A 25752-nucleotide genomic window follows, 5' to 3' on the forward strand; every position below is an offset into this window, starting at 1 on the left:
TCCGAACTGGCCCACTGCCGCGCCGTGTTCCTGCCCGGCGACCCGGCCCGCACCGGCCGCATCGCCTTCTGGGGGCCCGACGGGGAGGCCCCGCCGGCCCTGGCTTCGGCGTCCGTGGCATCGGCTTCCGCCGTGGACCTGACCGTCGTCGTGCCCGGCGGCGACGGAATCGAGGCAGCGAGCGTGCCCGCCGTCCTGATGCCGGTGCACGCGGCCCTGCCGGTCCTCACCCGCGCGCGGGTGAGCGCGCAGGGGCACCGGTCCACCGTGTTCTGGGGCGCGGCGGCCGTGCACGCCCTGCACCTCGTGGCGCGCGGGCTGCTGCTGCCGGGGCTGTCCCCGGGCGACCACGACGCCTGGCGCACCGGTCCCCTGCGCGCCCAGGACATCGAGGCCCTGCGCCGGCTCGCCGCCGCGATGCCGCCCGAGGCGCACGCCGTGCCGCTGTCTGGCGCGGGGCCGCTGCGGCTGCCCGACCCGGAGCGGCTCCTGCGCGCCTTCCTCGACGCCGTCGCCGACACCCTGCCCCGCTCCCCCGCCGCACCGCTGGTGACCGGCGGGCCCGCCTACGCGTCGCCCGAGCCGGTGTATCTGCCCGAGCAGCGCGCCTGGGCCGCCGACGTCGCCGCGGGCCACGACGCGGGGGTGCGGCTGTCGCTGCGGATCGAGGCGCCCGGCCTGACGGACACGGTGGCCGACGCGGACGTGACGTTCCGGGCCGTGCTCCAGGTGCACAGCGTGAGCGATCCCGCGCTGGTCGCGGACGCCGCGGAGGTCTGGGCCGGCGCCAGGGGCGAGGCCTTCGGCCCGCGCGCGCGGATGGACGCCCTGCTCGCCCTGCGGCGCGCGGCCCGGGCCTGGGCCACGCTCACGCCGCTGCTGTCGGCGACCGTGCCGGACGCGGTCGATCTCGCCGACGAGGAGGTCACCGAACTGCTCGGCGCGGGCGCCCGCGCACTGGCGGCGGCCGGAGTCGACGTGCACTGGCCGAAGGGACTGACCCGCGAGCTCACCACGCGCGCGGAGGTGGGGCCGGTGGGGCCCTTCGACGACGAGGCGGAGGAGTCCGGCAGGTCCGTCGCGGCCCTGCCGTCGTTCCTGTCCGCCGACGCGCTGCTCGCCTTCAACTGGTCGTTCGCGCTGGGCGACCGGCGGCTGAGCCGCGAGGAGCTGGACCGGCTCGCCGAGGCCAAGCGCCCCGTGGTGCGACTGCGTGACCAGTGGGTCCTGATCGACCCTCAGGAGGTACGGCTCGCCCGCTCCCGGCAGGACCACAAGGTCACACCGGTGGATGCGCTGGGCGCTGCCCTGACGGGCTGGGCCGAGGTGGAGGGCAGCCGGGTCGAGGTACGGCCCACCGGATGGCTGGCGGCCCTGCGGGAGCGGCTCGCGGACCCCGAGGCGCAGCAGCCCGTGGAGCAGCCCGCCGCCCTCGCGGCCACCTTGCGGGACTACCAGCGGCGGGGCCTGAACTGGCTCGCCGGCATGACCTCCCTGGGCCTCGGCTGCTGCCTCGCCGACGACATGGGGCTCGGCAAGACGATCACGCTGATCGCCCTGCACCTGCACCGGCAGACCGACCCCGAGTCCGCCGGGCCCACCCTGGTGGTCTGCCCGACGTCCCTGATGGGCAACTGGCAGCGGGAGATCGAGCGGTTCGCGCCCGGCACCCCCGTGCGTCGCTTCCACGGTGCACGGCGCAGCCTCGACGACCTGGCCGACGGGGAGTTCGTGCTCACCACGTACGGCACGATGCGCCTGGACGCGCCCCGGCTCACCGGGGTGCCGTGGGGCATGCTCGTGGCGGACGAGGCCCAGCACGTGAAGAACCCGTACTCCTCGACCGCGCGGGAGCTGCGTGCCATCGGCGCACGCGCGCGCGTGGCGCTCACCGGCACCCCGGTGGAGAACAACCTGTCGGAGCTGTGGGCGATCCTCGACTGGACCACTCCGGGGCTGCTGGGCCGGCTCGGCACCTTCCGCAGGCGGTACGCGGAGGCCGTCGAGGGCGGTCAGGACCCGGCCGCCGCGGACCGGCTGGCCCGGCTCGTACGGCCGTTCCTGCTCCGCCGCCGCAAGGCGGACCCGGGGATCGCACCCGAGCTGCCGCCGAAGACCGAGACCGATCACGCCGTGTCGCTCACCCAGGAGCAGACGGGGCTGTACGAGGCGGTGGTGCGCGAGGCGCTGGCGGAGATCTCAGGCGCCGGCAGCATGGCGCGGCGCGGCCTGATCGTGAAGCTGCTGACCGGCCTCAAGCAGATCTGCAACCACCCGGCGCAGTACCTCAAGGAGGAGCGCCCGGTGATCGCCAAACGCTCCGGGAAGCTGGAACTGCTGGACGAACTGCTCGACACGATTCTCGCCGAGGAGGCGGGCGTGCTGATCTTCACGCAGTACGTCCAGATGGCCCGCCTCCTCGAACGGCACCTGGCCACCCGCGGCACGCCCTCGCAGTTCCTGCACGGCGGGACGCCCGTCACCGAGCGGGAGGCCATGGTGCGGCGCTTCCAGGACGGCGAAGTGCCGGTGTTCCTGCTGTCGTTGAAGGCGGCGGGCACCGGTCTGAACCTCACCCGGGCCGAGCACGTCGTGCACTACGACCGCTGGTGGAACCCGGCCGTCGAGGCGCAGGCCACCGACCGCGCCTACCGGATCGGCCAGACCCGGCCCGTGCAGGTGCACCGGATCATCGCGGAGGGAACCATCGAGGACCGAATCGCCGAACTGCTGGTCCGCAAGCGGGAGCTGGCGGACGCCGTCCTGGGCTCCGGCGAGGCGGCGCTCACGGAGCTGACGGACGCGGAACTGGCGGAACTGGTCGAACTGCGAGGGGGCCTGCGATGACTCGGTACGACGGTGACATGGAGCGCACGTTCGCGGCACTGCCGCCCGCGCAGGGACGGGGCTTCGCGCAGACCTGGTGGGGCCAGGCCTGGCTGAAGACCCTGGAGGACACGGCGCTGGACTCGGCGCAGCTCAAGACGGGCCGACGGCTCGCCCGCGCGGGAGCGGTCGGCGCGGTGTCGGTACGCCCGGGACGGCTCACGGCCGTCGTCCAGGACCGCGACCGCACGGCGCACCGGGCCGACGTCCTGCTGGAGGAGCTCTCGCCCGAACAGTGGGACCGCTTCCTGGACATGACGGCGGAGCGGGCCGGGCATGTGGCGGCGCTGCTGGACCGGGAGATGCCGCCGCACCTGGTCGAGGACGCGACGGCCGCGGGTGTCGAGCTGCTGCCGGGTCTGGGCGATCTGGAGCCGGAGTGCGACTGCGACGCCTGGGACCACTGCGGCCACACGGCGGCGCTCTGCTACCAGGTGGCGCGGCTGCTGGACCAGGATCCCTTCGTCCTGATGCTGATGCGGGGCCGCGATGAAGCCGCCCTGCTGGACGATCTCCAGACCCGCGGCGGCGGATCCGCCGCGGAGTCCTCCGGGCCGGAGGGGGTGGACGCGGCCGAGGCGTACGCGGCCGGTGACATCCTGCCTCCACTGCCGGACCTGCATGGACTCCCCGACGAGCCGGGGGTGCCGCCGTCCCTGGACACCGAGACGCCGCCCGCTCCCGGCATCGACCCGGCCGCGCTGGAGTTCCTGGCCGCGCGAACCGCCGTACAGGCCCACCACCTGCTCGCGGAGGCCCTCCGGGGCACCTCCGACGCGGAGTTGACGGTGGAGCAGGACGCCGTGCGGCTGGCCGCGGGCGACCCCGGACGCGACGTGGCGGACCGTCTCGCCGACGGGTCGGGACGCGGCCGGGAGGGGCTCGAAGCGGCGGTCCGTGCCTGGCACCTCGGCGGTACGGCCGCGCTGGCCGTGCTCGACGAGGAGTGGCGGGTGGAGGGCGAAGCGCTCGCACGCGCGCGTGCCGCCCTGGAGTCGGCCTGGGACACGGACGAGCGGCCCCGGCTGCGGGCGCGGGGCAACCGGTGGACGGTCGCCGGCGCTCCGGTCCAGCTGCGCCTCGGCCGGGACGGCCGGTGGTGGCCGTACCGCGAGGAACGCGGCCGCTGGGTACCCGCAGGGGGCGCCGCACAGGATCCGGCGACGGCCCTGACCTCGGCGGAGCCGACCGCCGCAGACGGAGCCGCACCGGAAGAGGCGCCCCTACGGCAGTAGCTCGCCGGCGTCCAGCGACGGGAGGAGCGATTCGAGATCGCTGGGCAGATCGCTCGGCAATCGGCTCGGAAAGCCCGACGGCAACCGGGTCCGCAGCTCGCTGGGCACTTCGGTGGGCAGCTTGGTGGGGATGCCGTAGGACGGAGCAGGGGTGCGGCTCGTGCTCCCGGCGGGCGGCTCCCGGTCCGGCGAGTCGTCGCCTCCCCTGGCCATCAGCACCACCGCGCACACGGCTGCGGCGGCCACGAGCACGGTGATCAGGATGAGCAGCGGATTCCGCCGCTGAGGCGGTACGGGCGGCAGGGCCATAGCGACCAGGGTCACCGTGCACCGCTCAGGACGCGAGCGGTGCACGGGAGTTGCTACGGACTCATGGCGTGGATCGCATGATTCCGTAGCATTCCAGGCGGTGGACTCAGCCGCGTGCTCCCAGAAGATGGTCCATGGCCAGCTGATCCAGGTGCTCGAAGGCCATGCCGCGGGCGGCGGCCGCGTCGACGTCGAAGGCCTCGAAGGCCGACCGGTCGGCGAGCAGGTCCTGGAGGCCGTCCGCGGCGGTGGGCTGGGCCAGCTCGTCCAGGCGGGCCGCACGCAGCGCCTCCTGGACCTCCGGGTCGGCACGGAACGCCGCGGCGCGGTCCTTGAGGATGAGGTAGTTGCGCATGCAGCCGGCCGCCGACGCCCACACCCCGTCGAGGTCCTCGGTCCGCGGGGGCTTGAAGTCGAAGTGCCGCGGACCGGTGTAGCCGGCCGACTCCAGAAGGTCGACCAGCCAGAACGCGGCACGCAGATCGCCGGCGCCGAAGCGCAGGTCCTGGTCGTACTTGATGCCGGACTGGCCGTTGAGGTCGATGTGGAACAGCTTGCCCGCCCACAGGGCCTGTGCGATGCCGTGCGGGAAGTTCAGCCCGGCCATCTGCTCGTGGCCGACCTCGGGGTTGACGCCGTACAGCTCCGGACGCTCCAGGCGTTCGATGAACGCCAGGGCGTGGCCGACGGTCGGCAGCAGGATGTCGCCGCGCGGCTCGTTCGGCTTGGGCTCGATCGCGAAGCGCAGGTCGTAGCCCTGGGAGGTGACGTACTCGCCGAGCAGGTCGAAGGCCTCCTTCATCCGGTCCAGGGCCGCGCGGACGTCCTTGGCGGCGCCGGACTCGGCACCCTCGCGGCCGCCCCAGGCCACGTACACCTGGGCGCCGAGCTCGGCGGCGAGGTCGATGTTGCGGATGGTCTTGCGCAGCGCGTAGCGGCGTACGTCGCGGTCGTTGGCGGTGAACGCACCGTCCTTGAAGACCGGGTGCGTGAAGAGGTTGGTGGTCGCCATCGGGACCTTCATGCCCGTGGCGTCCAGCGCCTGCCGGAAGCGCTTGATGTGGGCCTCGCGCTCGGTGTCGCTCGAGCCGAACGGGATCAGGTCGTCGTCGTGGAAGGTGACGCCGTGCGCGCCGAGCTCGGACAGACGCTGCACCGACTCGACCGGGTCGAGAGCACGTCGCGTGGCGTCGCCGAAGGGATCCCGTCCCTGCCAGCCGACGGTCCACAGGCCGAAGGTGAACCTGTCCTCGGGGGTGGGCTGGTAGCTCATGCCGCGGCTCCTTGCTCGCTGGGACTATTTCGTCATGGCGATTTACAAATTAGTATGCGAGCACCTCTCTGGGAAGAGACAAGGTGTCCCGGAACGAGAGAAGCAGGACCGGAGATGGACGAGAGAAGAGGGAGAAGCCCGATGTCAGCAGCCGAGGGTCCGCTCGTCGTCGGCGTGGACTCGTCCACCCAGTCCACCAAGGCGCTGGTCGTCGACGCGGCCACCGGCCGGGTCGTGGCGAGCGGCCAGGCCCCGCACACCGTCTCCTCGGGGGCAGGACGCGAGAGCGATCCGCGCCAGTGGTGGGACGCGCTGTGCGAGGCCCTGCGCCAGTGCGGTGACGCGGCGCACGAGGCCGCCGCGGTCTCGGTCGGCGGGCAGCAGCACGGCCTGGTCACCCTGGACGACCGGGGCGAGCCGGTGCGTCCCGCCCTGTTGTGGAACGACGTGCGCTCGGCGCCGCAGGCACGCAGGCTGACCGAGGAACTGGGCGGCGCGAAGGTCTGGGCCGAGCGCACCGGAAGCGTCCCCGCCGCCTCCTTCACGGTCACCAAGTGGGCCTGGCTGGCCGAGCACGAGCCGGAGGCGGTCCGGGCCACGAAGGCCGTGCGCCTCCCCCACGACTACCTCACCGAGCGGCTCACCGGGCAGGGCACGACCGACCGCGGCGACGTCTCGGGGACCGGCTGGTGGGCGTCCGGGACGGAGTCGTACGACGAGGAGATCCTGGCGCACGTGGGGCTGGACCCGGCCCTGCTGCCCCGGGTGGTCCGGCCCGGGGAGGTGGCCGGCACGGTGCGCGACAGCCACGACCTGCCGTTCTCCAAGGGGACTCTGGTCGCGCCCGGGACCGGCGACAACGCGGCCGCGGCGCTGGGCCTCGGGCTGCGTCCGGGTGTGCCGGTGATGAGCCTCGGCACCTCGGGCACGGTGTACGCCGTCTCGCGGCACCGGCCCGCCGACCCGAGCGGCACGGTGGCGGGCTTCGCCGACGCCCGCGGTGAATGGCTGCCGCTGGCCTGCACCCTGAACTGCACCCTCGCCGTCGACCGCGTCGCGACGCTGCTGGGCCTGGACCGCGACGCCGTGGAACCCGGCACGGCCGTCACCCTGCTCCCCTATCTGGACGGCGAGCGCACCCCGAACCTGCCCAACGCCTCCGGACTGCTGCACGGCCTGCGCCACGACACCACCGGCGGCCAGTTGCTCCAGGCCGCCTACGACGGTGCCGTGCACTCCCTGCTCGGCGCGCTCGACCTGGTCCTGGACCAGGACGCCGACCCCTCGGAGCCCCTGCTGCTGATCGGCGGCGGCGCCCGGGGCGCGGCCTGGCAGCAGACCGTACGAAGGCTTTCGGGACGTCCCGTGCAGGTGCCCGAGGCCAGGGAGCTGGTGGCGCTCGGCGCGGCAGCGCAGGCGGCCGGGCTGCTGACCGGGGAGGACGCGGCGGCCGTGGCACGCCGCTGGGACACGGCGGCCGGGCCGGTGCTCGACGCCGTCGAGCGGGACGAGGAGACGCTCGCCAGGATCGCCGGGGTACTCTCCGACGCGGCCCCGCTGCTGGAGCGGCCCACGGACACCCACTGAGGACTGGCGTCAGGCATGACCGCACCGCTGCACGAGGCTCACCCGGCGGGGCCGGGACGCGCACTGCCCGACACCCAGCAGGGCATGCGCCGCCGCAACCTCGCCCGTGTCCTGCACGCCGTCCGCGCCGAAGGGCCGCTGTCCCGGGCCGCCGTCGCGTCGCGGATCGGGCTGACCCGGGCCGCGGTGTCGACGCTCGTCGACGAACTCGTCCGCTCGGGGCTGATCGAGGAGCTGGGGCCCGAGCGGCCCGGCCGGGTGGGCCGCCCCGGCTCCGCGCTCGCCGTCAGCGGACGGGGCCCGGCCGGGATCGGCGCGGAGATCGGCGTCGACCATCTCGCGGTCTGTGCCGTCGACCTGCGCGGCACGACCCGGTCGCGGGCGATTCGGCAGGGCGCGAACCGTGGCCGCTCCCCCGGGCCCGTGATCGCGGAGCTCACCGAACTGATCGGCCGGGTCGTCGCCGAGGCGGAGGGCGAGGGTCTGTGGCCCGCCGGACTCGCCGTGGCCGTACCGGGTCTGGTGGCGCGCGACGCCCGGACCGTCGTACGCGCCCCGAACCTCGACTGGCACGACACGGACCTCGGTGGCCTGCTGCCGGCGGACCTGCCGCTGACCGTGGACAACGAGGCCAACTTCGGCGCGCTCGCCGAACTCTGGCTCGAGGACGGCACGCCGCGCGACTTCCTGCATGTGTCGGCGGAGATCGGCATCGGCGCTGCCGTCGTCGTGGACGGCGGACTGCTGCGCGGAACACGGGGTTTCGCGGGCGAGTTGGGACATGTGCCGGTCCGGCCGGACGGGCCGGCGTGCGCGTGCGGCGGGCGCGGATGCCTGGAGCAGTACGCCGGTGAGGAGGCGGTGCTGCGGGCGGCGGGCCTGGAGCCGGACGAGGACCGCGTGGGGCTGCTCGCGGGGCGCGCCGCCAAGGGCGACGAGGACGTACGCCGTGCCCTGCGCGACGCGGGCACCGCGCTCGGTGTCGCCCTGACCGGGGCGGTCAACCTGCTCGACCCGCAGAGCGTGGTGCTGGGCGGGGAGCTGTCCGGTCTCGCGCCCTGGCTGCTGCCCTCGCTGCGGGAGGAACTGGCGCGGCGCACCGCGGGTCCGGCCTGTCCCGTGTCCGTGTCACGGCTGGGCCCGGAGGGGCCGTTGCTGGGGGCGGCGCACTCGGTCGTGCGGGCGGTGCTGGACGATCCGGCGGCCGTCGCCGCGCGGGCCTGACCACCGGACAGCGATGGACGGGCGGACCCGGACACGGTCCCCGGGCAGCCCGAATCACCCGATGGGGTAGGCGAGTTATCCACAATCCCCAGCCCGTCCACCGAACCACGTCGCTCCCTTCTGACGGACCGGCAGGCGCCGTACCGTGATGATCCGTCGAAGCGAAAGGCATCCCGTCATGGACCAGGCAGCACCGCTCCCCAGCAGGCGAGGCGTCCTCGTCGGCGCCGCCCTCACCGCCGTCCCGTACGTCCTGCTCCCCGGCACACGGGCCGCTGCCCGGCCCCAAGCCCCCGACCACCCCGGAGCCGAGTGGCACCCGGCGACCGGCGCCAACTACACGGCGTCGAACCGCCCCCGCGGCCATCCCGTCGACCGCGTGATCATCCACGTCGCGCAGACGACCTTCGCCGGCACCCTGTCCATCTTCCGGAACCCGAGGAAGCAGGTGTCCGCGCACTACGTGGTGCGCTCGGCCGACGGGCACGTGGCGCAGTCCGTGCGCGAGGCCGACATCGCGTGGCACGCGGGGAACTGGGACTACAACAGGCGCGGCATCGGCATCGAGCACGAGGGCTGGGTGGACCAGCCCTCGTACTTCACCGACGCCGTGTACGAGGAATCGGCCCGGCTCACCGCGGCGATCTGCGCGCGGCACGGCATCCCCCGGAACCGGACACACATCATCGGCCACCACGAGGTACCGGGCAGCGACCACACCGACCCGGGGCGCCACTGGGACTGGAAGCGCTACATGAGACTGGTCAGAGACTCCGCCTGAGAAGGAGCCGCCCGAGCCGCCTCCCACCCCCTCACCCCACCTCACGTCCCGGTTACAAAGCGCTCAACCTCTGGTTGCGGCACGGTAAGCACGCGACGATGGGGCCATGACTCTGGCCCAGCGCGCCCTGGAGCGCCTGCAGGCCTGGCCCGACCTGATGCCGGGCCCGGCGAGTTGCGGCACCGGACGGGCGCTCCGTTCCGTCCGTGACGAGATCGTCCACTTCCACTCGGCACGGGACGTGGACCTCCACCTCACCCGCCGGGCCATCCAGCGCTTCCACTACGACCTCGCCGGTTCGAGCGCGATCCACCTGGTTCCCGGATCGTCCTGGGTGACGGTCCACCTCGACTGCGAAGCGGACGTCGACCTGCTGCTGAGCCTGGTGAGCATCGCGCTCAAGGCCCACCAGACCCCGCCCGCCGCCGACGAGCCGCGGCCCGTCGGATGCAACTTCCACCGTGTCAGGGTGCTCCCGCGCGACGCCGCCGCGGGCGGCTGAGCCTTGGTGACACCACCGGAGGACGCCAACGCCGAGGCCTGGCGTGCGTACGGAGCTCACCATCTGCGGCGGGGCACGGAGCTGCCCGAGGTGGCGCGGATCGACTGGGGAGTCGAGGGCACGGGGCCGGGGACCGAGATCCTCGGGGACCTCGCCGGCCGGCGGGTGCTTGACCTGGGGTGCGGTCCGGCGCGGCACGCCGCCCATCTGGTGCGTGCCCACAGTGCGCTGGTGGACGCGGTCGACGCCTCGGCCGGCCAGTACGAACGGGCCCGTGCCCGCTACGGCTCGCTGCCCGGGCTGCGGCTGGTCCTGGCCGACGCGGTGGAGCATCTGCGCGCGGCGGAGCCGTACGACGTCATCTACTCCCTGCATGCCGTCCCGTACCTCGACCCGCACCGGCTGCTGCCCGCCCTGGCCTCGGCGCTCAGGCCGGGCGGCAGGCTCTGCTTCACGGTGCTGCACACCAACTCGCGGGGTGACGGCCCGTCGGACCGGGTCACGGCCCGGCCCGAGGTCCTGCGGTTGGCCGGCGGCGGTGACATCACCGTCCACATGTGGGTCCTCACCCCGGACCTCTGGACGGAGCTGCTCACCGAGTACGGGCTGCGCGTGGAGCACGTCGACGTCCTGGACACGCCGCAGGCCGGAAACCACGCGTCCTACCGGCTCTTCCAGGTGACCCGGCCCGTCCGCGTCTCGTCCCGGCCGCGCGTCGACCGACCGCCACCGGCCCATGCCGCGCTCGGGGTCGGGGCCATCCTGTACGGGCCCCGCGGACTGCTCCTGGGCCGGCACCGGCGCGGCACATGGGAGCTGCCCGGCGGGACGGTGGAACCCGGGGAGTCGTTGCGGGAGACGGCGGTGCGCGAACTGCGCGAGGAGACCGGGCTCGCGGCACGGCCGGAGGACGTCCGGCTGCTGGGGACGCTCCTCGACGATGCCGACGGGGTCGTCCGGGTGACCGTCGCCGCCCGGGTCACCGTCTGGCGGGGCGAGCCGGCGGACCAGCCCGAGGAGAGCGTGGGCCGCTGGCGCTGGTTCGGCCTGGACCGGCTGCCGGAGCAGCTGTTCGTGTGCAGCGCGCAGGCCCTCACGGCCTGGCGGCCGGATCTGCCGATCGAACACGCGCCCGCGCACTACACGCCGTACGCCACTGGAACGGACGGCAGCTGAAGCACCCGGAGGGGTGTGTTTTTCCGACTGTTTCCGCCTAGTCGGCAGTCAGCCGTACTCCTGAGCCCCGACGTCTGGTCCACTGCCCAGAGGACATCTGACGAGACATCAGGGGGCACGGTGACAGGTCGTCACAAGCGACGCGGAGCAGGCAGAGGCAGAGCGGTACTGGCGTTTCTCACGGCGTTCGGCGCACTGGCCGGTGCGGCCCTGGCGGGGGCGGCTCCGGCCGACGCCGTCCAGAAGCGCGTCCGTGTCGCGCCGGGCGTCACCTACGAGCACTTCGACATCCAGGCGGCCAAGGGAGTGACACACGCGCATGTGCTGAAGGTCGACCTGGGCAACCCGCGCGTGCAGGTGGATCTGCTGTACGCCGGGGCGGTGGCCTCGCGCGCGCAGGTCTCGCGGATGGCCGACGCGCAGGGGGCCGTCGCCGGTGTCAACGGCGACTTCTTCAACATCACCGAGACGCAGCACCCGGGCGTCGAGGCGACCGGCGCGAGCGTCGGGCCGGCGATCACGGCCGGGCGAACGCTCAAGGCGGCCGTGCCGAACGGCCAGCGGTTCGGCCCGGAGCTGCCGCCCGGCACGACCACCGAGGACGTGTTCGGTGTGGGCACCGACGGGCGGGCCCGGCTGGACCGGCTGGCCCTCGACGGCTCGGTCCGCGCCTCCGGGACGCGGCTGCCGCTCGGCGGGCTCAACCAGTACGCGCTGCCGGTGGGTTCCGTCGGCGCGTTCACCTCCGAGTGGGGCAGTGCCTCACGGGTGCGCGCCACCTGCGGCACGGACACGGACCGGGCCGCTCCGTGCAGCACGGACACCTACGAGGTGACGGTCCGCGACGGCAAGGTCGCATCGGCCGCCGACACCCCCGGCCGCGGCCCCATCGCCGCGGGGACGACCGTGCTGGTCGGCCGGGAGGCGGGCGCCCAGCAGCTGCGGAAGTTCTCCACCGGCGAACCGGTCGAGATCGAGCACGGTCTCGTCGCTGCCACGAGCGGCGTCCCGTACCGTCTCGCCCTCGGCGGCTACCCGGTCCTCTCGGGCGGCCGGCCGCTGCCGGGTCTGGACGACACGGCGTCGGCCGTCCGTACCGCCGTGGGGCTCGCCGACGACGGGCGGCGCATGCTGCTGCTCGCGCTGGACGGTGGCACCGCCTACCGCAGCGGCATGACGATCGCCGAAGTGGCCGACACCATGCGGCGGCTGGGCTCACAGGACGCCTTGAGCCTGGACGGCGGAGGGTCGTCGACGCTGGTCGCCCGGAAGTCGGGCGCGAGCACCGTGTCCGTACGCAACCACCCCAGCGGCGGCGCCGAACGCGCCGTCCCGAACGGCATCGGAGTGTTCTCGGGCTAGCGGCCCCAAGGCCTCATGGCCTCGCCTCAAGGCCTCAAGCTGCTGACGATCTCCGCCGTCGCCGTGATGCCGCTGTGGATGGTGGGGGCGATGCTCGTGCTGGCCAGGTAGAAGCCGAGCAGCAGGCAGACCAGCGCATGGGAGACCTTCAGCCCGCCGTTGCGCAGGAAGATCACCGCAAGGATCACGAGCAGCAGCACCACAGAGATGGAAATGGCCATCGTCAACTCCTCCGCCACGCCGCCCTATCCGATTCACGGCGTTCGGCCGCAAGTGTGGCGTAGCGGAGGGTTCGTCCGGTGGGCTGACCTGTCCGCCGAACGTGTGAAGTCCTACGCCGCCCGGCGGGCGTCCAGGAACGCCTCCAGTCCGGCGAGGTCGTCGGTGTTGAGGTGGTCGACGTCCGCGGCGAGCAGTTCCGCCCACACCGCGTCACGGGCGGGCCCGGCCAGATCCGGGGTCGCCCAGAACCGCACCTTCTGCCGCCGCGCGTGCGCGGCCCGGACGATGCCCCGCAGCTTCTCCCGCTCGGCGTCCGGGAACGCGCCCACGCCCTGCCAGCCGAAGTTGAGCGTCCAGTTGTCGCTGATCAGCGGGACGAAGGAGGCCGGGGCCTGGCTGCCGAGGTCGGCGAGTCGGCCGTCGTAGAACGCGCGCCGAACGCTCTGGGCCTCCATGGGGGCGCGGGCCGCGCGGTCGCCGGAGATCACGGCGGTGACCGGGCCGGGGAGGACCCGGCCGTGGGCGTACGTCGTGAACAGGTGCCGGTAGCGCCTGAGGTGGCGGTCGAGCTCGAGATAGGTCGACGAGCCCTCGGTCTTGATGTCGACGAGGAGTTGCAGCGAGCCGCGGTACCCCCGGTACACACGGCCGCGGTTGGCCCGGACGCGGGCGGCGAGCGGGTCGAGGTAGAGGGACTCGAGGGTGCGGGACGGGTCGAGGTCCTCCGGGTCGTGGGCGACGAGAAGCTGGTCGCCCACGAGGTAGATGTCGGCCTCGACACTGCCGAACCGGTGGTCGAGGGCGTCGAGGAGGGGGCGCGGGTGCTCGTAGTCGTTGTGGGCGTGGGCGCGCCACAACGGGCGGCACCCGTGCCGTCGTTCGCCGGCCGCCGCGGGGGTGGCGGGGAGGGCGACCGAGCCCGCGAGGGCGGCGCCGAGGGTGGTGAGGGCTCTGCGACGGGTGGTGAGGGCCATGCTCTGCCTCCCTGGAAGTGCCGTACGGGAACCCTGCGAGTATGGGGTCCCGGCAGGTCCAAGAAGCAGGCCCGTGCACGGAGTTGGCCGGACTGCCGCCCCGCGTTCACTTCACCGGAGCGGGGCACACGAAAAAGCCCGCCCCAGGTGGGACGGGCTTTCCCCGCACGTCGACCAGGTGTATGTCAGGGGGCCTGGAGGTCGACGAGTCCGGCCAGGGCCTCGCGGTGGGCGCCCGCCGTGCCGTAGGCGATCGAGTCGGCCTTCGCGCGCTTCAGGTACAGGTGCGCCGGGTGCTCCCACGTCATGCCGAGGCCGCCGTGCAGTTGCAGCGCCTCCTCGGCGGCGTGCACGGCCACGGGTGCCGCGAAGGCCTGGGCGACGGTGACGGCCACCTCGACGTCCTCGCCGTTCGCCAGCGCGTCGGCGGCGTTGCGGGCGGCCGCGCGGAGGTTGACGACCTCCAGCCACAGCTGGGCCAGCCGGTGCTTGAGCGCCTGGAAGCCGCCGACGGGCCGGTTGAACTGCTTGCGTTCCTTCAGATAGCGGACGGTCTCCGTCAGCGCCCAGTCGGCGAGCCCGAACTGTTCGGAGGTGAGCAGCCCGGCTCCGGCGGTCAGGGCCCGGCGTACGGCGGGTTCGGCGTCGCCCAGCAGACGGCCCGGCACCCCGTCGAGCGTGACGGTCGCCAGCGGCCGGGTCAGGTCCAGGGAGACCTGGGGCGTGACGGTCGCCGCCGTGGCGTCGACCGCGTACAGGCCGCCGTCGTCGGCGGGCACGAGCAGGACGTCCGCGACGGCCGCGTCCGCGATGCCGGTCAGTTCGCCGCGCAGCCGGCCGTCCTCGTGCCGGACCACCTTGTAGGCGGTGCCCGGTGCGATGTTCAGCGCGACGGCGAGGGCGCCGATCCGCCGCCCGGTCGCCAGGTCGGCGAGCAGGTCGTCGGCGTCGCAGGCGAGCAGCGCCTCGGTAGCGACGACGGCGCTGGTCAGATAGGGCACGGGAGCGACCGCGCGGCCCAGCTCCTCCAGGACGACGGCGGCTTCGCGGTGCGTGGCACCCTGGCCGCCCTTGGCCTCGGGCACCAGGAGCCCCGCGAGGCCCATGCCGTCGGCGAGCGCCTTCCAGGCCTCACGGTCGTGCGGGGTGTCCGACTCGGTGCGGGCGATCACCCCGGGCGCGTCGCAGTGGTCGGCGAGCAGGTCCCGTACGGCGGCCCGCAGCGCCTCTTCCTCCTCGGAGTAGAGAAGATCCGTCATCGGGCCAGGTCCTTCCAGGCGACGTCCTTGTCGGTGCGCGGTTCGGCGGGCAGGCCGAGGACGCGCTCGGCGACGATGTTCAGCAGGATCTCGGTGGTCCCGCCCTCGATGCTGTTGCCCTTGGAGCGCAGATAGCGGTAGCCGGCCTCACGGCCGGTGAAGTCGACCAGTTCCGGGCGGCGCATGGTCCAGTCGTCGTACAACAGGCCCTCCTCGCCGAGGAGTTCCACGTCCAGGCCGCTGATCTCCTGGTTGAGGCGGGCGAAGGCGAGCTTCATGCCGGCGCCTTCGGGACCGGGCTGGCCCACGACGAGCTGCTGGCGCAGCCGTTCGCTGGTGAGCCGTGCGACCTCGGCCTCGACCCAGAGCTTCAGCAGACGCTGATGCAGGTCGTGGGTGCGCAGCTCGGGCCGCTCGCGCCAGGTCTTGGAGACCGGTCCGATCATGCCGCCCTCGCGGGGCAGTCGCATGCCGCCGATGGCGACGCGTTCGTTGTTCAGCGTGGTCTGCGCGACCCGCCAGCCGTCGCCGACCTCGCCCAGGCGGCGGGCGTCCGGGATCCGGACGTCGGTGAGGAACACCTCGTTGAACTCGGCCTCGCCGGTGACCTGCCGCAGCGGCCGCACCTCGACGCCCGGGTCGGTCATGTCGCAGACGAAGTACGTGATGCCCCGGTGCTTGGGCACGTCCGGGTCGGTGCGGGCGATGAGGATCGCCCAGCGGGCCACATGGGCGCTGGACGTCCAGACCTTCTGCCCGTTGATCACCCAGCTGTCGCCCGCACGGACGGCACGCGTGCCGAGCGCGGCGAGGTCGGACCCGGCGCCCGGCTCGCTGAACAGCTGGCACCAGACCTCCTCGCCCACCCAGAGGGGCCTGAGGAACCGCTGCTTCTGCTCCTCGGTGCCGTACTTGAGGATCGTCGGCGCGGCCATCCCGAGGCCGATACCGATCCGCCGCGGGTCGTTGTCGGGCGCCCCGGCCGCCTCCAGTTCGGCGTCCACGACGGCCTGGAGGGAACGGGGCGCACCGACTCCGCCGAGGCCCTCCGGGTAGTGCACCCACGCCAGTCCGGCATCGAAACGGGCCCGGAGGAAGTCCAGGCGGTCGGTCGAGGCCGGCGGGTGCGCGGCCAGCAACTCCCGGGTACGGTCGCGCAGTTCCTCGGCGCCGGTCACACTGCGCTGCTCCGCGCTGGTCATGCTGCTGCCTCCTCCATGACGACGGCGATCCGTCCGGTGGTCAGGCCGTCCGCGACCTTCTGCACGGCGGCGGCCGCCCCCGAGAGCGGGACGCGCTCGCTCACCAGCGGCTTGATCGCGCCCCGGGCGGCCAGCTCGGTGAGCTGCTCGTGGCAGTGCTGGACCAGCTTCGGGTTCTTGGTGTTGTACAGGCCCCAGTGCAGGCCCATGATCGAGTAGTTCTTCACCAGGGCGTGGTTCAGGGCCGGGCTGGGGATCGTGCCGCCGGCGAAGCCGACGACGATGATGCGCCCCTCGAAGGCGACGACCTTGGCGGACTGGGTGTAGGCCTCGCCGCCGACCGGGTCGTAGACGACGTCGGCGCCCCGGCCTCCGGTGGCCTCCTTGACGGCGGCGACGACGTCCTCGGCGCGCCGGTCGATCACGACGTCGCAGCCCAGCTCACGGGCGACGGCCGCTTTCCCGGGGCCGCCGACGACACCGATGACGGTGGCGCCGGCGGCCTTCCCGAGCTGCACGGCCGCGCTGCCGACCCCTCCTGCGGCAGCGTGGACGAGCAGGGTCTCGCCGGCCTCCAGACCGGCCCGGCGGTGCAGTCCGAACCAGCCGGTCTGGTAGCCGATGTGCAGGGCCGCGGCCTCCGCGTCGTCCAGGGCGTCCGGAGCGGGCAGCAGGGCGGCGGCATCGGCGACGGCGTACTCGGCGAAGCCGCCGTGGGGCAGTGCCGGGTTGGCGATCACGCGGCGGCCGTCCTCGGTCTCGCCGCAGATCTCGACGCCGGGGGTGAACGGCAGCGGCGGCCTGACCTGGTACTGGCCCCGGCACAGCAGGGCGTCCGGGAAGTTGATGTTCGCGGCGCGCACCTTCAGCAGGACCTGGCCGTCGCCGGGCACCGGCCGCGCCACGTCCGCCAGGCGCAACACCTCGCCCGGCTCGCCGTTCTCGTGCACTTGCCATGCCTGCATGCGGGGCCTCCACGGGACTGCTTCGTCTGACCGGGGTCGGTTTGCATACTAAGCGGTTGCTTGCCGATCAGGGAACAGTCATGTGGGTCACGACTTCTTGGGCCGCGCCCGCACATGCATCCGCTCCCCCTGCGGACCGAACAGACTGAGGAACTCCGCGGGCCCCTCCCCCGCCGACCCGAACCAGTGCGGCACCCGCGTGTCGAACTCGGCCGCCTCCCCCGCCGTGAGCACGACGTCGTGCTCGCCCAGCACGAGGCGCAGCTTCCCGGACAGCACGTACAACCACTCGTAGCCCTCATGGGTGCGCGGCTCCGGTTCCTCCTTCCGCTGGGGCTCCAGCACCTTGTAGGCCTGCAGGCCGCCCGGCTGGCGGGTGAGCGGCCAGAGGGTGCGCCCGCCCATCACGATGGGCTTGGACCGCACGCGCGGATCGCCTGTCGGCGCGGCACCGACGAGCTCGTCCAGGGCCACCTGGTGAGCGCGCGCGATCGGCAGCAGCAGTTCCAGACTGGGTTTACGCAGTCCGGACTCCAGCCGGGACAGGGTGCTGACGGAGATGCCGGTGGTCTCGGAGAGCGCCGCCAGGGTCACCTCCCGCTCCTTGCGCATCTGCCGCAGCCGGGGGCCGACGCCCGCGAGTACCTCGTCCGTGGTCATGGTCGTATTGCAGGTTCGGCAAACATATTTGTCAATACCGTAAGGCCAGGGCGACGCTCGGCAGTGGAGGTGGTCACATGACCGAGAACTACGCAGTCGTGGTCGTCGGCGGCGGCGCCGCGGGCCTGTCCGCGGCACTGGTGCTGGGCCGGGCCCGGCAGCGCACGCTGGTCGTCGACGCGGGCGAGCCGCGCAACGCTCCCGCCGCGCACATGCAGGGCTTCCTGACCCGGGACGGCATGCCGCCCGCCGAGTTCCTCGCCATCGGCCGGGAGGAGATCGCGCGCTACGGCGTGGACCTCGTGCGGGACCGGGTGGTGGCGGTCGAGCGGGGCGGGGACGGCGCCGTGGAGCGGGGCGAGGACTTCGCCGTGGTGCTGGCCGGCGGGCGGACCGTACGGGCCCGGCGGCTGGTCGTCGCGACCGGGCTGAAGGACGAACTGCCGGCGGTCCCCGGGCTGGCCGAGCGGTTCGGCCGGGACGTGCTGCACTGCCCGTTCTGCCACGGCTGGGAGGTGCGCGACCAGCCGTTCGGCGTGCTCGGGACGGCCCCGAAGAGCGTGCACCAGGCACTGATGGTGTCCCAGTGGTCGAAGGACGTGCGGTTCTTCCTGCACACGGTCGCCGAGGAGGAGCTTTCCGGCGAGGATCTGCGCAGGCTCGCCGCGGCCGGCGTCGACGTGGTGCCGGGCGAGGTCACCGGGCTGCTGGTCGAGGACGACCGGCTCACCGACGTCCGGCTCGCCGGCGGCACGACACACGCCCGCTCCGTGCTGTTCGTCGCCCCGCACGCCGTCCCGCAGACCGGCCTGCTGGAACAGCTCGGCGCCGACTTGCGGGAGACGCCCTTCGGCGCGTACCCCGTGATCGACCCGACGGGCCTGACGACCGTGCCCGGAGTGTGGGCCGCGGGCAACGCGATCGGCTTCGCCGAGCAGGTCGTGCACGCGGCGAGCGGCGGCTACCGGGCGGCGTCCGCGATCGTCGGGGATCTGCTGATGACGGATCTCGACGCGGCCACCGGGCTGTAGAAGGGCCGCTTCCCGGCCGTCGGCGACCTGCTGATGACGGACCGGGACGCCGCGGCGAGCTCTCGGCGGTGGTCGCGACACCCGGCCCGTCGGGCGTGCGCAGCGAACACCGCCCGGAGAACCTGGACGCGTCCGTCCGAGTGCGGGAGCGCCGCCTCCGCCGTCATCGGACCGCAGACGACCGGACCTCGGCACCGCCGCCCGGGTGTAGAGGTGCCGCCTCCGGTGCACCATGGCTGCATGCTGCTGCACCGGCTGGCCCGAGTGTCCCAGGAGGTCGCCGCCACCTCGGCGCGGTCCCGGAAGACGGCCCTGCTCGCGGAGCTGTTCCGGGACGCGGAGGCGGACGACGTGCCGATCGTCATCCCGTATCTGGCGGGACGGCTGCCGCAGGGCCGGATCGGCGTCGGCTGGAAGGTGCTGGGCCGCCCGGTCGCCCCGGCCGCGGAACCGGGCCTGACCGTGCGGGAGGTGGACGCCCGGCTGGCGGAGCTGAGCAAGGTGTCCGGCCCCGGCTCCCAGGCGGAACGGGCCCGGCTGGTCGGGGAGTTGATGGGCGCGGCCACCGAGGACGAGCAGCGGTTCCTGCTCGGGCTGCTCACCGGCGAGGTGCGGCAGGGCGCGCTGGACGCCGTCGCGGTCGAGGGGCTGGCCCAGGCGACCGGGGCGCCCCCGGCGGACGTCCGGCGGGCGGTGATGCTCGCGGGCTCCCTCCAGACGGTGGCCGAGGCGCTGCTCGCGGAGGGCCCCGCCGCCCTGGACCGCTTCCGCCTCACGGTCGGCCGCCCGGTCTGGCCGATGCTGGCGCACAGCGCCTCCTCGGTCGCCGAGGCGGTGGACAAGCTCGGCGCCTGCGCGGTCGAGGAGAAACTGGACGGCATCCGCGTCCAGGTGCACCGGGACGGCGACACGGTACGGCTCTACACCCGCACCCTCGACGACATCACCGGCCGCCTGCCCGAAGTGACGGCCGCCGCCCTGGAGTTGAGGGGCGAGCGGTTCATCCTGGACGGGGAGGTGATCTCCTTCGACGAAGGCGGGCGCCCCCGCTCGTTCCAGGAGACCGCGGGACGCGTCGGCTCCCGCACGGACGTGGCGACGGCCGCCCGCGCGGTCCCCGTCTCCCCCGTCTTCTTCGACGCGCTGTCCGTCGACGGCCGCGACCTGCTCGACCTGCCGTTCGCCGAGCGGCACGCGGAGCTGGCCCGGCTGGTCCCCGAGCCGATGCGGGTGCGGCGTACGACGATGTCCGGCCCGGACGACGTGGGCACGGCGGAGGAGTTCCTCGCCGAGGCCCTGGAGCGAGGCCACGAGGGCGTCGTCGTCAAGGCGCTGGACGCCTCCTACAGCGCGGGCCGGCGCGGCGCGTCCTGGCTGAAGGTCAAGCCCGTCCACACGCTCGACCTGGTGGTGCTGGCCGCCGAGTGGGGCCACGGCCGCCGCACCGGCAAGCTCTCCAACCTCCACCTCGGCGCCCGCACCGCCGACGGCGGTTTCGCCATGCTCGGCAAGACCTTCAAGGGCATGACCGATGCCCTGCTGGCCTGGCAGACCGAACGGCTCCAGCAGCTCGCCGTCGACGACAACGGCTACGTCGTGACCGTACGCCCGGAACTCGTCGTCGAGATCGCCTACGACGGCCTGCAACGCTCCACCCGCTACCCGGCCGGCGTCACCCTCCGCTTCGCCCGCGTGATCCGCTACCGGGAGGACAAGCGCCCGGAGGACGCCGACACGGTGGAGACCCTGCTGGCCGCGCATCCGCAGGTGCACCCGTGAAGCGCAGCGCGGGCCTGCTGCTCTTCCGCCACACCGGCAACGGCCCGGAAGTGCTGCTCGGCCATATGGGCGGCCCGTTCTTCGCCCGGCGCGACGCCGGTGCGTGGACCGTTCCCAAGGGCGAGTACGAGCCCGACGAGCCCGCCTGGGCGGCCGCCCGCCGTGAGTTCGAGGAAGAACTGGGGCTGCCCCCACCCGACGGCGAGGCCATCGAGCTGGGCGAGGTCCGGCAGACCAACGGCAAGATCGTCACGGCGTGGGCGATCGAGGCGGACCTCGACCCGGCGACGATCACGCCCGGCACGTTCCGGATGGAGTGGCCGCCGAGGTCGGGACAGTTCCAGGAGTTCCCCGAGCTGGACCGGGTGGCGTGGTTCGCCCTCGACCGGGCCCGCGAGGTGATCGTCAAGGCGCAGGCGGCGTTTCTCGACCGCTTGGCGGAGCACTCGCCCTGAGGAGACGCTCCCGCGTTGCGGTCCCCTCCGCCGCGCGGGAAGGTCGAGACACAGCCCGCACCGAGGGAGGTCAGCCATGCCCATCGCGACGGTGAACCCGGCGAACGGCGAGACGCTCAAGACGTACGAGGCCATGGGCCAGGAGGAGATCGAGCGCCGGCTCCAGCTCGCGGAGGCCACGTTCCGCACGTACCGGACGACGACGTTCGACGAGCGCGCCCGGCTGCTGAACAAGGCCGCCGACCTCCTCGAAGAGGATCAGCAGGACATCGCCCGCGTGATGACCACCGAGATGGGCAAGCCGATCCAGCAGGCCCGGGCCGAGGCCGCGAAGTGCGCCAAGGCGATGCGCTGGTACGCCGAGCACGCCGAGGAACTGCTCGCCGACGAGGAACCCGCCGACACCGACGTGAAGGACTCGGGCGCCTCACGCGTACGCGTGCGCTACCGGCCGCTGGGTCCGGTGCTGGCGGTGATGCCGTGGAACTTCCCGCTGTGGCAGGTGATCCGCTTCGCCGCGCCCGCGCTGATGGCGGGGAACGTGGGCCTGCTGAAGCACGCCTCGAACGTCCCGCAGACCGCCCTCTACCTGGAGGACCTGTTCCACCGGGCGGGCTTCACCGAGGGCTGCTTCCAGACCCTGCTCATCGGCTCCGGCGCGGTCGACGAGATCCTGCGCGACGAGCGGGTCAGGGCGGCCACCCTCACCGGCAGCGAGCCCGCGGGCCGCGCGGTCGCCTCCACCGCCGGCGAGATGGTCAAGAAGACCGTGCTGGAGCTGGGCGGCAGCGACCCGTTCGTCGTCATGCCCTCCGCCGACATCGACCGGGCGGCGAAGGTCGCGGTGACCGCGCGGGTGCAGAACACCGGGCAGTCCTGTATCGCCGCGAAGCGGTTCATCGTGCACACGGATGTCTACGACGCCTTCGCCGCGCGTTTCGCCGAGGGCATGCGGGCGCTGAAGGTCGGCGACCCCACGGCCGAGGACACCGACGTCGGGCCGCTCTCCAGCGAGCAGGGACTGCGCGATGTGGAGGAACTGGTCGACGACGCGGTGCGCGGCGGTGCGGAGGTGCTGTGCGGTGGCGAACGGCCCGAGGGGCCCGGCTGGTACTACGCGCCGACGATCCTCGCCGGCATCACCCGCGAGATGCGCATCCACCGGGAGGAGGCGTTCGGTCCGGTCGCCACGCTGTACCGGGCGGCCGACCTCGACGAGGCCGTTCTGATCGCGAACGACTCGCCCTTCGGACTGAGTTCGAACGTGTGGACGCGGGACGAGGCCGAGGTGGACCGGTTCGTACGGGATCTGGAGGCGGGCGGGGTGTTCGTCAACGGGATGACGGCCTCCCATCCGGGGTTCCCGTTCGGCGGGGTGAAGCGGTCCGGGTACGGCCGTGAGCTGTCCGGGCACGGAATCCGGGAGTTCTGCAACATCACGACTGTTTGGCACGGTGCGTGAGTCTTGCGGGGCTACGATCCCGTCTGTGAACCGCGAAGTGACTCTGCCGTTGATCGTCGACGACCACGGGACCTTGCAGGTGGCTGCGGCGGATGTCAGCAAGCTGTTGCGGACGTTGGGGGGTCGGTGGGTGCGGTTGGTGGAGGCCGGGGAGTCGGGTCTTGACGAGGACACCGTTGCGGCGTTGACGATCGAGCTTGCGAAGCTGGCTGATCGGATTGACGTGGCTTGTATCGCGCACAGCAGTGGGAGTGCGACCTGAGCTGGGCTAAGAGGGCAGATCCCCGAGCGTGGACCAGAACATCGCCTCGTAGTGCTGGAGCAAGCGGCCGTATCCAGCTGCCAGGGACTCGTTCAGTTGCCCGGTGTCCAGCCCCGCCTGTACCGCCGCCACGGCCTTCGCGTCCAGCTCGGGTGACGGCTCCGCGAACAAGTCGAAGAACGCGCAGGCCTCTTCCCTGAAGCCATAGTGAGCCCGCAGGGCCTTGGTGATCGTCGCGCAATAGCCGCCCCACGCCGAGAAGTTGGCCGTCAGGGCCAGGACGACATCCGCCGGTGAGCCGTTCAGGGACAGCCACGCCACGTACGCGGGGTAGGCCTGGCAGCCGGCGAGCGGCTCGTAGGACGCGGCCGCCTTCTCTTCCACTCCGCACGCCTGTGTGAGCGAGGGCAGCAGTTCTTCCGCCAGTGCCTCGCCCTCCGCGAGGCTCCGGAAGAAGGCCGCGGCCTCGGGTGCGGTGACGAGGGAACGCTCGGCCAGATGGAGGAACGCGCGGCGGTCCGCGGGGATCACCCAGGACTGTTCCAGGGCGAGTGCGGCGAGGGTGCCGCGGGGGGCCGCGCCCTGGGCGATCCGGGGGACCAGGGGGTTGGAGAGGGGGTCCGGGGCGAGTTGGGCCGTGGTCGTCCGCAGCAGGTCCCGGGCCGTGCGCGTCATCGCGTCCTCCGTCGGTGTGTGTCCTCGGACAGGTCTGCCCCGAGCCTGGCACGGGGTCCCCGAAATGGAGCAGTCCGACGCGAATTCGGCGTCCCACCGGGTGATCGTGGATGGACCACCCTCTGAGGTGAACCACCTTCTGACCGGGAGGCGAGAGGCCTTCCGGGAGGCGAAAGCAGGCACGGTTCATGGCGACTTTGTGCAGACCCTCGGTGTCCGTTCCAGAGCACGTGATCACGATGGAGGAGACGCTTGAGCTGGCGCGAGAGCGCCACGCCGATCACCCCCAACTGCCGCTGGCCCTCCGGCTGATCGAGAACACCGGCGTACGCACGCGGCACATCGTCCAGCCCATCGAGGAGACCCTGAAGCACCCCGGGTTCGCGGAGCGCAACAAGCTCTACGAGGCCGAGGCGAAGGCGCGGGTGCCCGCGGTCATCCAGGAGGCGCTCGACCACGCCGAGCTGCTCACCACCGACGTGGACGTGATCATCTACGTGTCGTGCACGGGCTTCATGATGCCCTCGCTCACGGCCTGGCTGATCAACGAGATGGGCTTCGACCCGACCACTCGGCAACTGCCCATAGCCCAGCTGGGCTGCGCGGCCGGCGGCGCGGCGATCAACCGGGCCCACGACTTCTGCACGGCCTACCCCGAGGCCAACGCGCTGATCGTGGCCTGCGAGTTCTGCTCGCTGTGCTACCAGCCCACCGACATCGGTGTCGGCTCGCTGCTGTCCAACGGCCTGTTCGGTGACGGTATCGCCGCCGCCGCGGTCCGCGGCCGGGGCGGCGAGGGCATCAGCCTGGAGCGCAACGGCTCGTACCTGATCCCGAAGACCGAAGAGTGGATCATGTACGACGTACGGTCGACCGGCTTCCACTTCCTGCTGGACAAGCGGGTACCGGCCACCATGGAGCCGCTCGCCCCGGCACTGCAGGAGCTGGCAGGAGACCACGGCTGGGACGCCTCCGACCTGGACTTCTACATAGTCCACGCGGGCGGCCCCCGCATTCTCGACGACCTCAGCACCTTCCTGAAGGTCGACCCGCACGCCTTCCGCTTCAGCCGGGCCACGCTCACCGACTACGGCAACATCGCCAGCGCCGTCGTTTTGGACGCGCTGCGCCGGCTGTTCGAGGAGGGCGGCGCCCAGCACCGGGCACGCGGGCTGCTCGCCGGGTTCGGACCCGGCATCACCGCCGAGATGGCCGTGGGCCGCTGGCACCGCGCGGACGAGACGATGTGAGATGAGCAAAGAGACGATCACCGAAACGCTGCCCCCGGTCCGCGACTGGCCCGCGCTCGACCTGTCCGGCGCGGACTTCGACCCGGTCCTGCGGGAGCTGATGGACGAAGGCCCGGTCACCCGCGTCAAGCTGCCCAACGGCGACGGCTGGGCCTGGCTGGTCACCCGCTACGACGACACGCGGATGGTGACCAACGACCCGCGCTTCAGCCGCGAGGCCGTCATGGACCGGCAGGTCACCCGGCTCGCACCGCACTTCATCCCGGCGCGTGGCGCGGTCGGCTTCCTGGACCCGCCGGACCACACCCGGCTGCGCCGCAGTGTCGCCGCCGCGTTCACGGCGCGCGGGGTGGAGCGGGTGCGCGAGCGGTCGCGCCGCATGCTGGCGGAACTGGTCGAGGAGATGCTCCAGGACGGCCCGCCCGCCGACCTGACGGAGGCCGTGCTCAGCCCGTTTCCCATCGCGGTCATCTGCGAGCTGATGGGCGTCCCGGCCGCCGACCGGCAGGACATGCACCGCTGGACCCAGTTCATCCTGTCCTCCTCACACGGCGCCGAGGTCAGTGAGAAGGCCAAGCAGGAGATGAGCTCCTACTTCGCCGATCTGATCGGCGTGCGCGAGGGCAGTACGGGCGAGGACGTAGCATCCCTGCTCGGCGCGGCCCTGGGCCGTGGCGAGATCACCCTGGAGGAAGGGGTGGGACTCGCGGTGCTCCTCCAGATCGGCGGCGAGGCGGTCACCAACAACAGCGGCCAGATGTTCTACGTCCTGCTGACCCGGCCCGACCTGGCCGACCGGCTGCGCGCCGAGCCGGGGATCCGCCCCCAGGCCATCGACGAACTGCTGCGCTGGATCCCCCACCGCAACGCGGTCGGCCTGTCGCGGATCGCCCTGGAGGACGTGGAGATCAGGGGCGTGCGGATCCGGGCGGGCGACGCGATCTACGTGTCGTACCTGGCCGCGAACCGCGACCCCGACGTCTTCCCCGACCCGGAGACGATCGACTTCCTGCGCAGCCCCAACCCCCATGTGTCCTTCGGGTTCGGCCCCCACTACTGCCCGGGCGGCATGCTGGCCCGGCTGGAGTCGGAACTCCTGGTCGACGCGCTTCTCGACGGCGTTCCGGGCCTGCGGCTCGCCGTGCCCGCCGAAGAGGTGCCCTTCAGGAAGGGCGCGCTGATCCGCGGGCCCGAGGCCCTGCCCGTGACGTGGTGAGCGGG

General features: G+C 72.9%; 23 protein-coding genes and 1 pseudogene. 15 read left to right on the plus strand and 9 right to left on the minus strand.

What is annotated here, in order from left to right; all coding sequences use genetic code 11:
* Positions 1 to 24: 24 nt before the first annotated feature.
* Together OHU35_RS05995 and OHU35_RS06000 are read left to right on the plus strand one after the other, a co-directional pair.
* On the plus strand, positions 25 to 2847 hold the full coding sequence (locus tag OHU35_RS05995) for a DEAD/DEAH box helicase (RefSeq protein ID WP_405504965.1): 2823 nt from the start codon (positions 25 to 27) through the stop codon (positions 2845 to 2847).
* Positions 2844 to 4121, plus strand: a complete 1278-nt coding sequence (locus tag OHU35_RS06000) for an SWF or SNF family helicase (RefSeq protein ID WP_359895082.1) — start codon at positions 2844 to 2846, stop codon at positions 4119 to 4121. The genes OHU35_RS05995 and OHU35_RS06000 overlap by 4 nt, the downstream gene beginning before the upstream one ends.
* On the opposite strand, the gene OHU35_RS06005 is transcribed toward OHU35_RS06000, so the two are convergent.
* Together OHU35_RS06005 and xylA are read right to left on the minus strand one after the other, a co-directional pair.
* Entirely contained in the window at positions 4110 to 4445 is a 336-nt protein-coding gene (locus tag OHU35_RS06005; RefSeq protein WP_359895081.1) for a hypothetical protein, read from the minus strand. The two genes, OHU35_RS06000 and OHU35_RS06005, sit on opposite strands and share 12 nt — an antisense overlap.
* A gap of 91 nt (positions 4446 to 4536) precedes the next feature.
* Positions 4537 to 5703, minus strand: coding sequence for a xylose isomerase (xylA, locus tag OHU35_RS06010; RefSeq protein ID WP_189724359.1), 1167 nt, complete (start codon positions 5701 to 5703; stop codon positions 4537 to 4539).
* Positions 5704 to 5844: 141 nt separating this feature from the next.
* On the opposite strand from xylA, the gene xylB reads away from it, so the two are divergent.
* The 6 genes from xylB (at position 5845) to OHU35_RS06040 (ending at position 12335) form a co-directional block, all read left to right on the plus strand.
* A complete protein-coding gene (gene xylB, locus OHU35_RS06015) occupies positions 5845 to 7290 on the plus strand; it encodes a xylulokinase (RefSeq protein WP_405504968.1) in 1446 nt (481 codons plus the stop codon).
* Between the two features lie 15 nt (positions 7291 to 7305).
* Positions 7306 to 8514, plus strand: a complete 1209-nt coding sequence (locus OHU35_RS06020; protein WP_405504970.1) for an ROK family protein — start codon at positions 7306 to 7308, stop codon at positions 8512 to 8514.
* Between the two features lie 178 nt (positions 8515 to 8692).
* Positions 8693 to 9295 carry an N-acetylmuramoyl-L-alanine amidase gene (locus tag OHU35_RS06025; protein WP_189724362.1) on the plus strand — a complete coding sequence of 201 codons (603 nt, stop codon included), beginning with the start codon at positions 8693 to 8695 and terminating at the stop codon, positions 9293 to 9295.
* A gap of 106 nt (positions 9296 to 9401) precedes the next feature.
* A complete protein-coding gene (locus tag OHU35_RS06030; protein ID WP_189724363.1) occupies positions 9402 to 9797 on the plus strand; it encodes a luciferase family protein in 396 nt (131 codons plus the stop codon).
* Between the two features lie 3 nt (positions 9798 to 9800).
* Positions 9801 to 10973: a bifunctional class I SAM-dependent methyltransferase/NUDIX hydrolase gene (locus OHU35_RS06035; protein ID WP_189724364.1), complete on the plus strand. Its 1173-nt coding sequence runs from the start codon at positions 9801 to 9803 to the stop codon at positions 10971 to 10973.
* A 168-nt stretch (positions 10974 to 11141) separates the two neighbouring features.
* Positions 11142 to 12335 (plus strand): phosphodiester glycosidase family protein, encoded by a 1194-nt coding sequence (locus tag OHU35_RS06040; RefSeq protein WP_267943650.1) that lies wholly within the window; start codon positions 11142 to 11144, stop codon positions 12333 to 12335.
* Between the two features lie 26 nt (positions 12336 to 12361).
* Here OHU35_RS06040 and OHU35_RS06045 read toward each other — a convergent pair whose 3' ends face one another.
* The 6 genes from OHU35_RS06045 to OHU35_RS06070 form a co-directional block, all read right to left on the minus strand.
* On the minus strand, positions 12362 to 12556 hold the full coding sequence (locus OHU35_RS06045; protein ID WP_189724366.1) for a hypothetical protein: 195 nt from the start codon (positions 12554 to 12556) through the stop codon (positions 12362 to 12364).
* 111 nt (positions 12557 to 12667) lie between these two features.
* Entirely contained in the window at positions 12668 to 13531 is an 864-nt protein-coding gene (locus OHU35_RS06050; RefSeq protein ID WP_189724367.1) for a phosphatidylinositol-specific phospholipase C/glycerophosphodiester phosphodiesterase family protein, read from the minus strand.
* A 185-nt stretch (positions 13532 to 13716) separates the two neighbouring features.
* A complete protein-coding gene (locus OHU35_RS06055; protein ID WP_189724368.1) occupies positions 13717 to 14790 on the minus strand; it encodes an acyl-CoA dehydrogenase family protein in 1074 nt (357 codons plus the stop codon).
* Entirely contained in the window at positions 14787 to 15968 is a 1182-nt protein-coding gene (locus tag OHU35_RS06060) for an acyl-CoA dehydrogenase family protein (RefSeq protein WP_189724586.1), read from the minus strand. Before OHU35_RS06060 ends, OHU35_RS06055 begins: the two co-directional genes overlap by 4 nt.
* Before the next feature lie 20 nt (positions 15969 to 15988).
* The gene (locus tag OHU35_RS06065) at positions 15989 to 16957 is read right to left on the minus strand and encodes an NADPH:quinone oxidoreductase family protein (protein ID WP_189724369.1); all 969 of its coding nucleotides are present in this window, start codon (positions 16955 to 16957) and stop codon (positions 15989 to 15991) included.
* 87 nt (positions 16958 to 17044) lie between these two features.
* A complete protein-coding gene (locus OHU35_RS06070) occupies positions 17045 to 17617 on the minus strand; it encodes a helix-turn-helix domain-containing protein (RefSeq protein ID WP_189724370.1) in 573 nt (190 codons plus the stop codon).
* 77 nt (positions 17618 to 17694) lie between these two features.
* Between OHU35_RS06070 and OHU35_RS06075 the strand changes: the two genes are divergently transcribed.
* The 5 genes from OHU35_RS06075 (at position 17695) to OHU35_RS06095 (ending at position 22606) form a co-directional block, all read left to right on the plus strand.
* A complete protein-coding gene (locus OHU35_RS06075; RefSeq protein ID WP_189724371.1) occupies positions 17695 to 18648 on the plus strand; it encodes an NAD(P)/FAD-dependent oxidoreductase in 954 nt (317 codons plus the stop codon).
* Positions 18649 to 18888: 240 nt separating this feature from the next.
* Entirely contained in the window at positions 18889 to 20427 is a 1539-nt protein-coding gene (locus OHU35_RS06080; protein WP_189724372.1) for an ATP-dependent DNA ligase, read from the plus strand.
* Complete coding sequence (locus OHU35_RS06085) at positions 20424 to 20882, plus strand: NUDIX domain-containing protein (RefSeq protein ID WP_189724373.1); 459 nt, start codon at positions 20424 to 20426, stop codon at positions 20880 to 20882. Before OHU35_RS06080 ends, OHU35_RS06085 begins: the two co-directional genes overlap by 4 nt.
* A 76-nt stretch (positions 20883 to 20958) precedes the next feature.
* Positions 20959 to 22344: an NADP-dependent succinic semialdehyde dehydrogenase gene (locus OHU35_RS06090; protein WP_189724374.1), complete on the plus strand. Its 1386-nt coding sequence runs from the start codon at positions 20959 to 20961 to the stop codon at positions 22342 to 22344.
* Between the two features lie 25 nt (positions 22345 to 22369).
* The gene (locus tag OHU35_RS06095) at positions 22370 to 22606 is read left to right on the plus strand and encodes a DUF6213 family protein (protein WP_031107888.1); all 237 of its coding nucleotides are present in this window, start codon (positions 22370 to 22372) and stop codon (positions 22604 to 22606) included.
* 6 nt (positions 22607 to 22612) lie between these two features.
* On the opposite strand, the gene OHU35_RS06100 is transcribed toward OHU35_RS06095, so the two are convergent.
* Positions 22613 to 23281, minus strand: coding sequence for a transcriptional regulator (locus OHU35_RS06100; RefSeq protein ID WP_189724375.1), 669 nt, complete (start codon positions 23279 to 23281; stop codon positions 22613 to 22615).
* Between the two features lie 179 nt (positions 23282 to 23460).
* Between OHU35_RS06100 and OHU35_RS06105 the strand changes: the two are divergent.
* Both OHU35_RS06105 and OHU35_RS06110 read left to right on the plus strand, forming a co-directional pair.
* Positions 23461 to 24531: pseudogene (locus OHU35_RS06105) on the plus strand (type III polyketide synthase); the annotation flags it as partial.
* A 1-nt stretch (position 24532) separates the two neighbouring features.
* Positions 24533 to 25747, plus strand: coding sequence for a cytochrome P450 (locus OHU35_RS06110; RefSeq protein ID WP_189724377.1), 1215 nt, complete (start codon positions 24533 to 24535; stop codon positions 25745 to 25747).
* The last annotated feature ends 5 nt before the right edge of the window (positions 25748 to 25752 follow it).

The sequence above is a fragment of the Streptomyces purpurascens genome (genome assembly GCF_045040895.1).
Taxonomy (GTDB): domain Bacteria; phylum Actinomycetota; class Actinomycetes; order Streptomycetales; family Streptomycetaceae; genus Streptomyces; species Streptomyces purpurascens.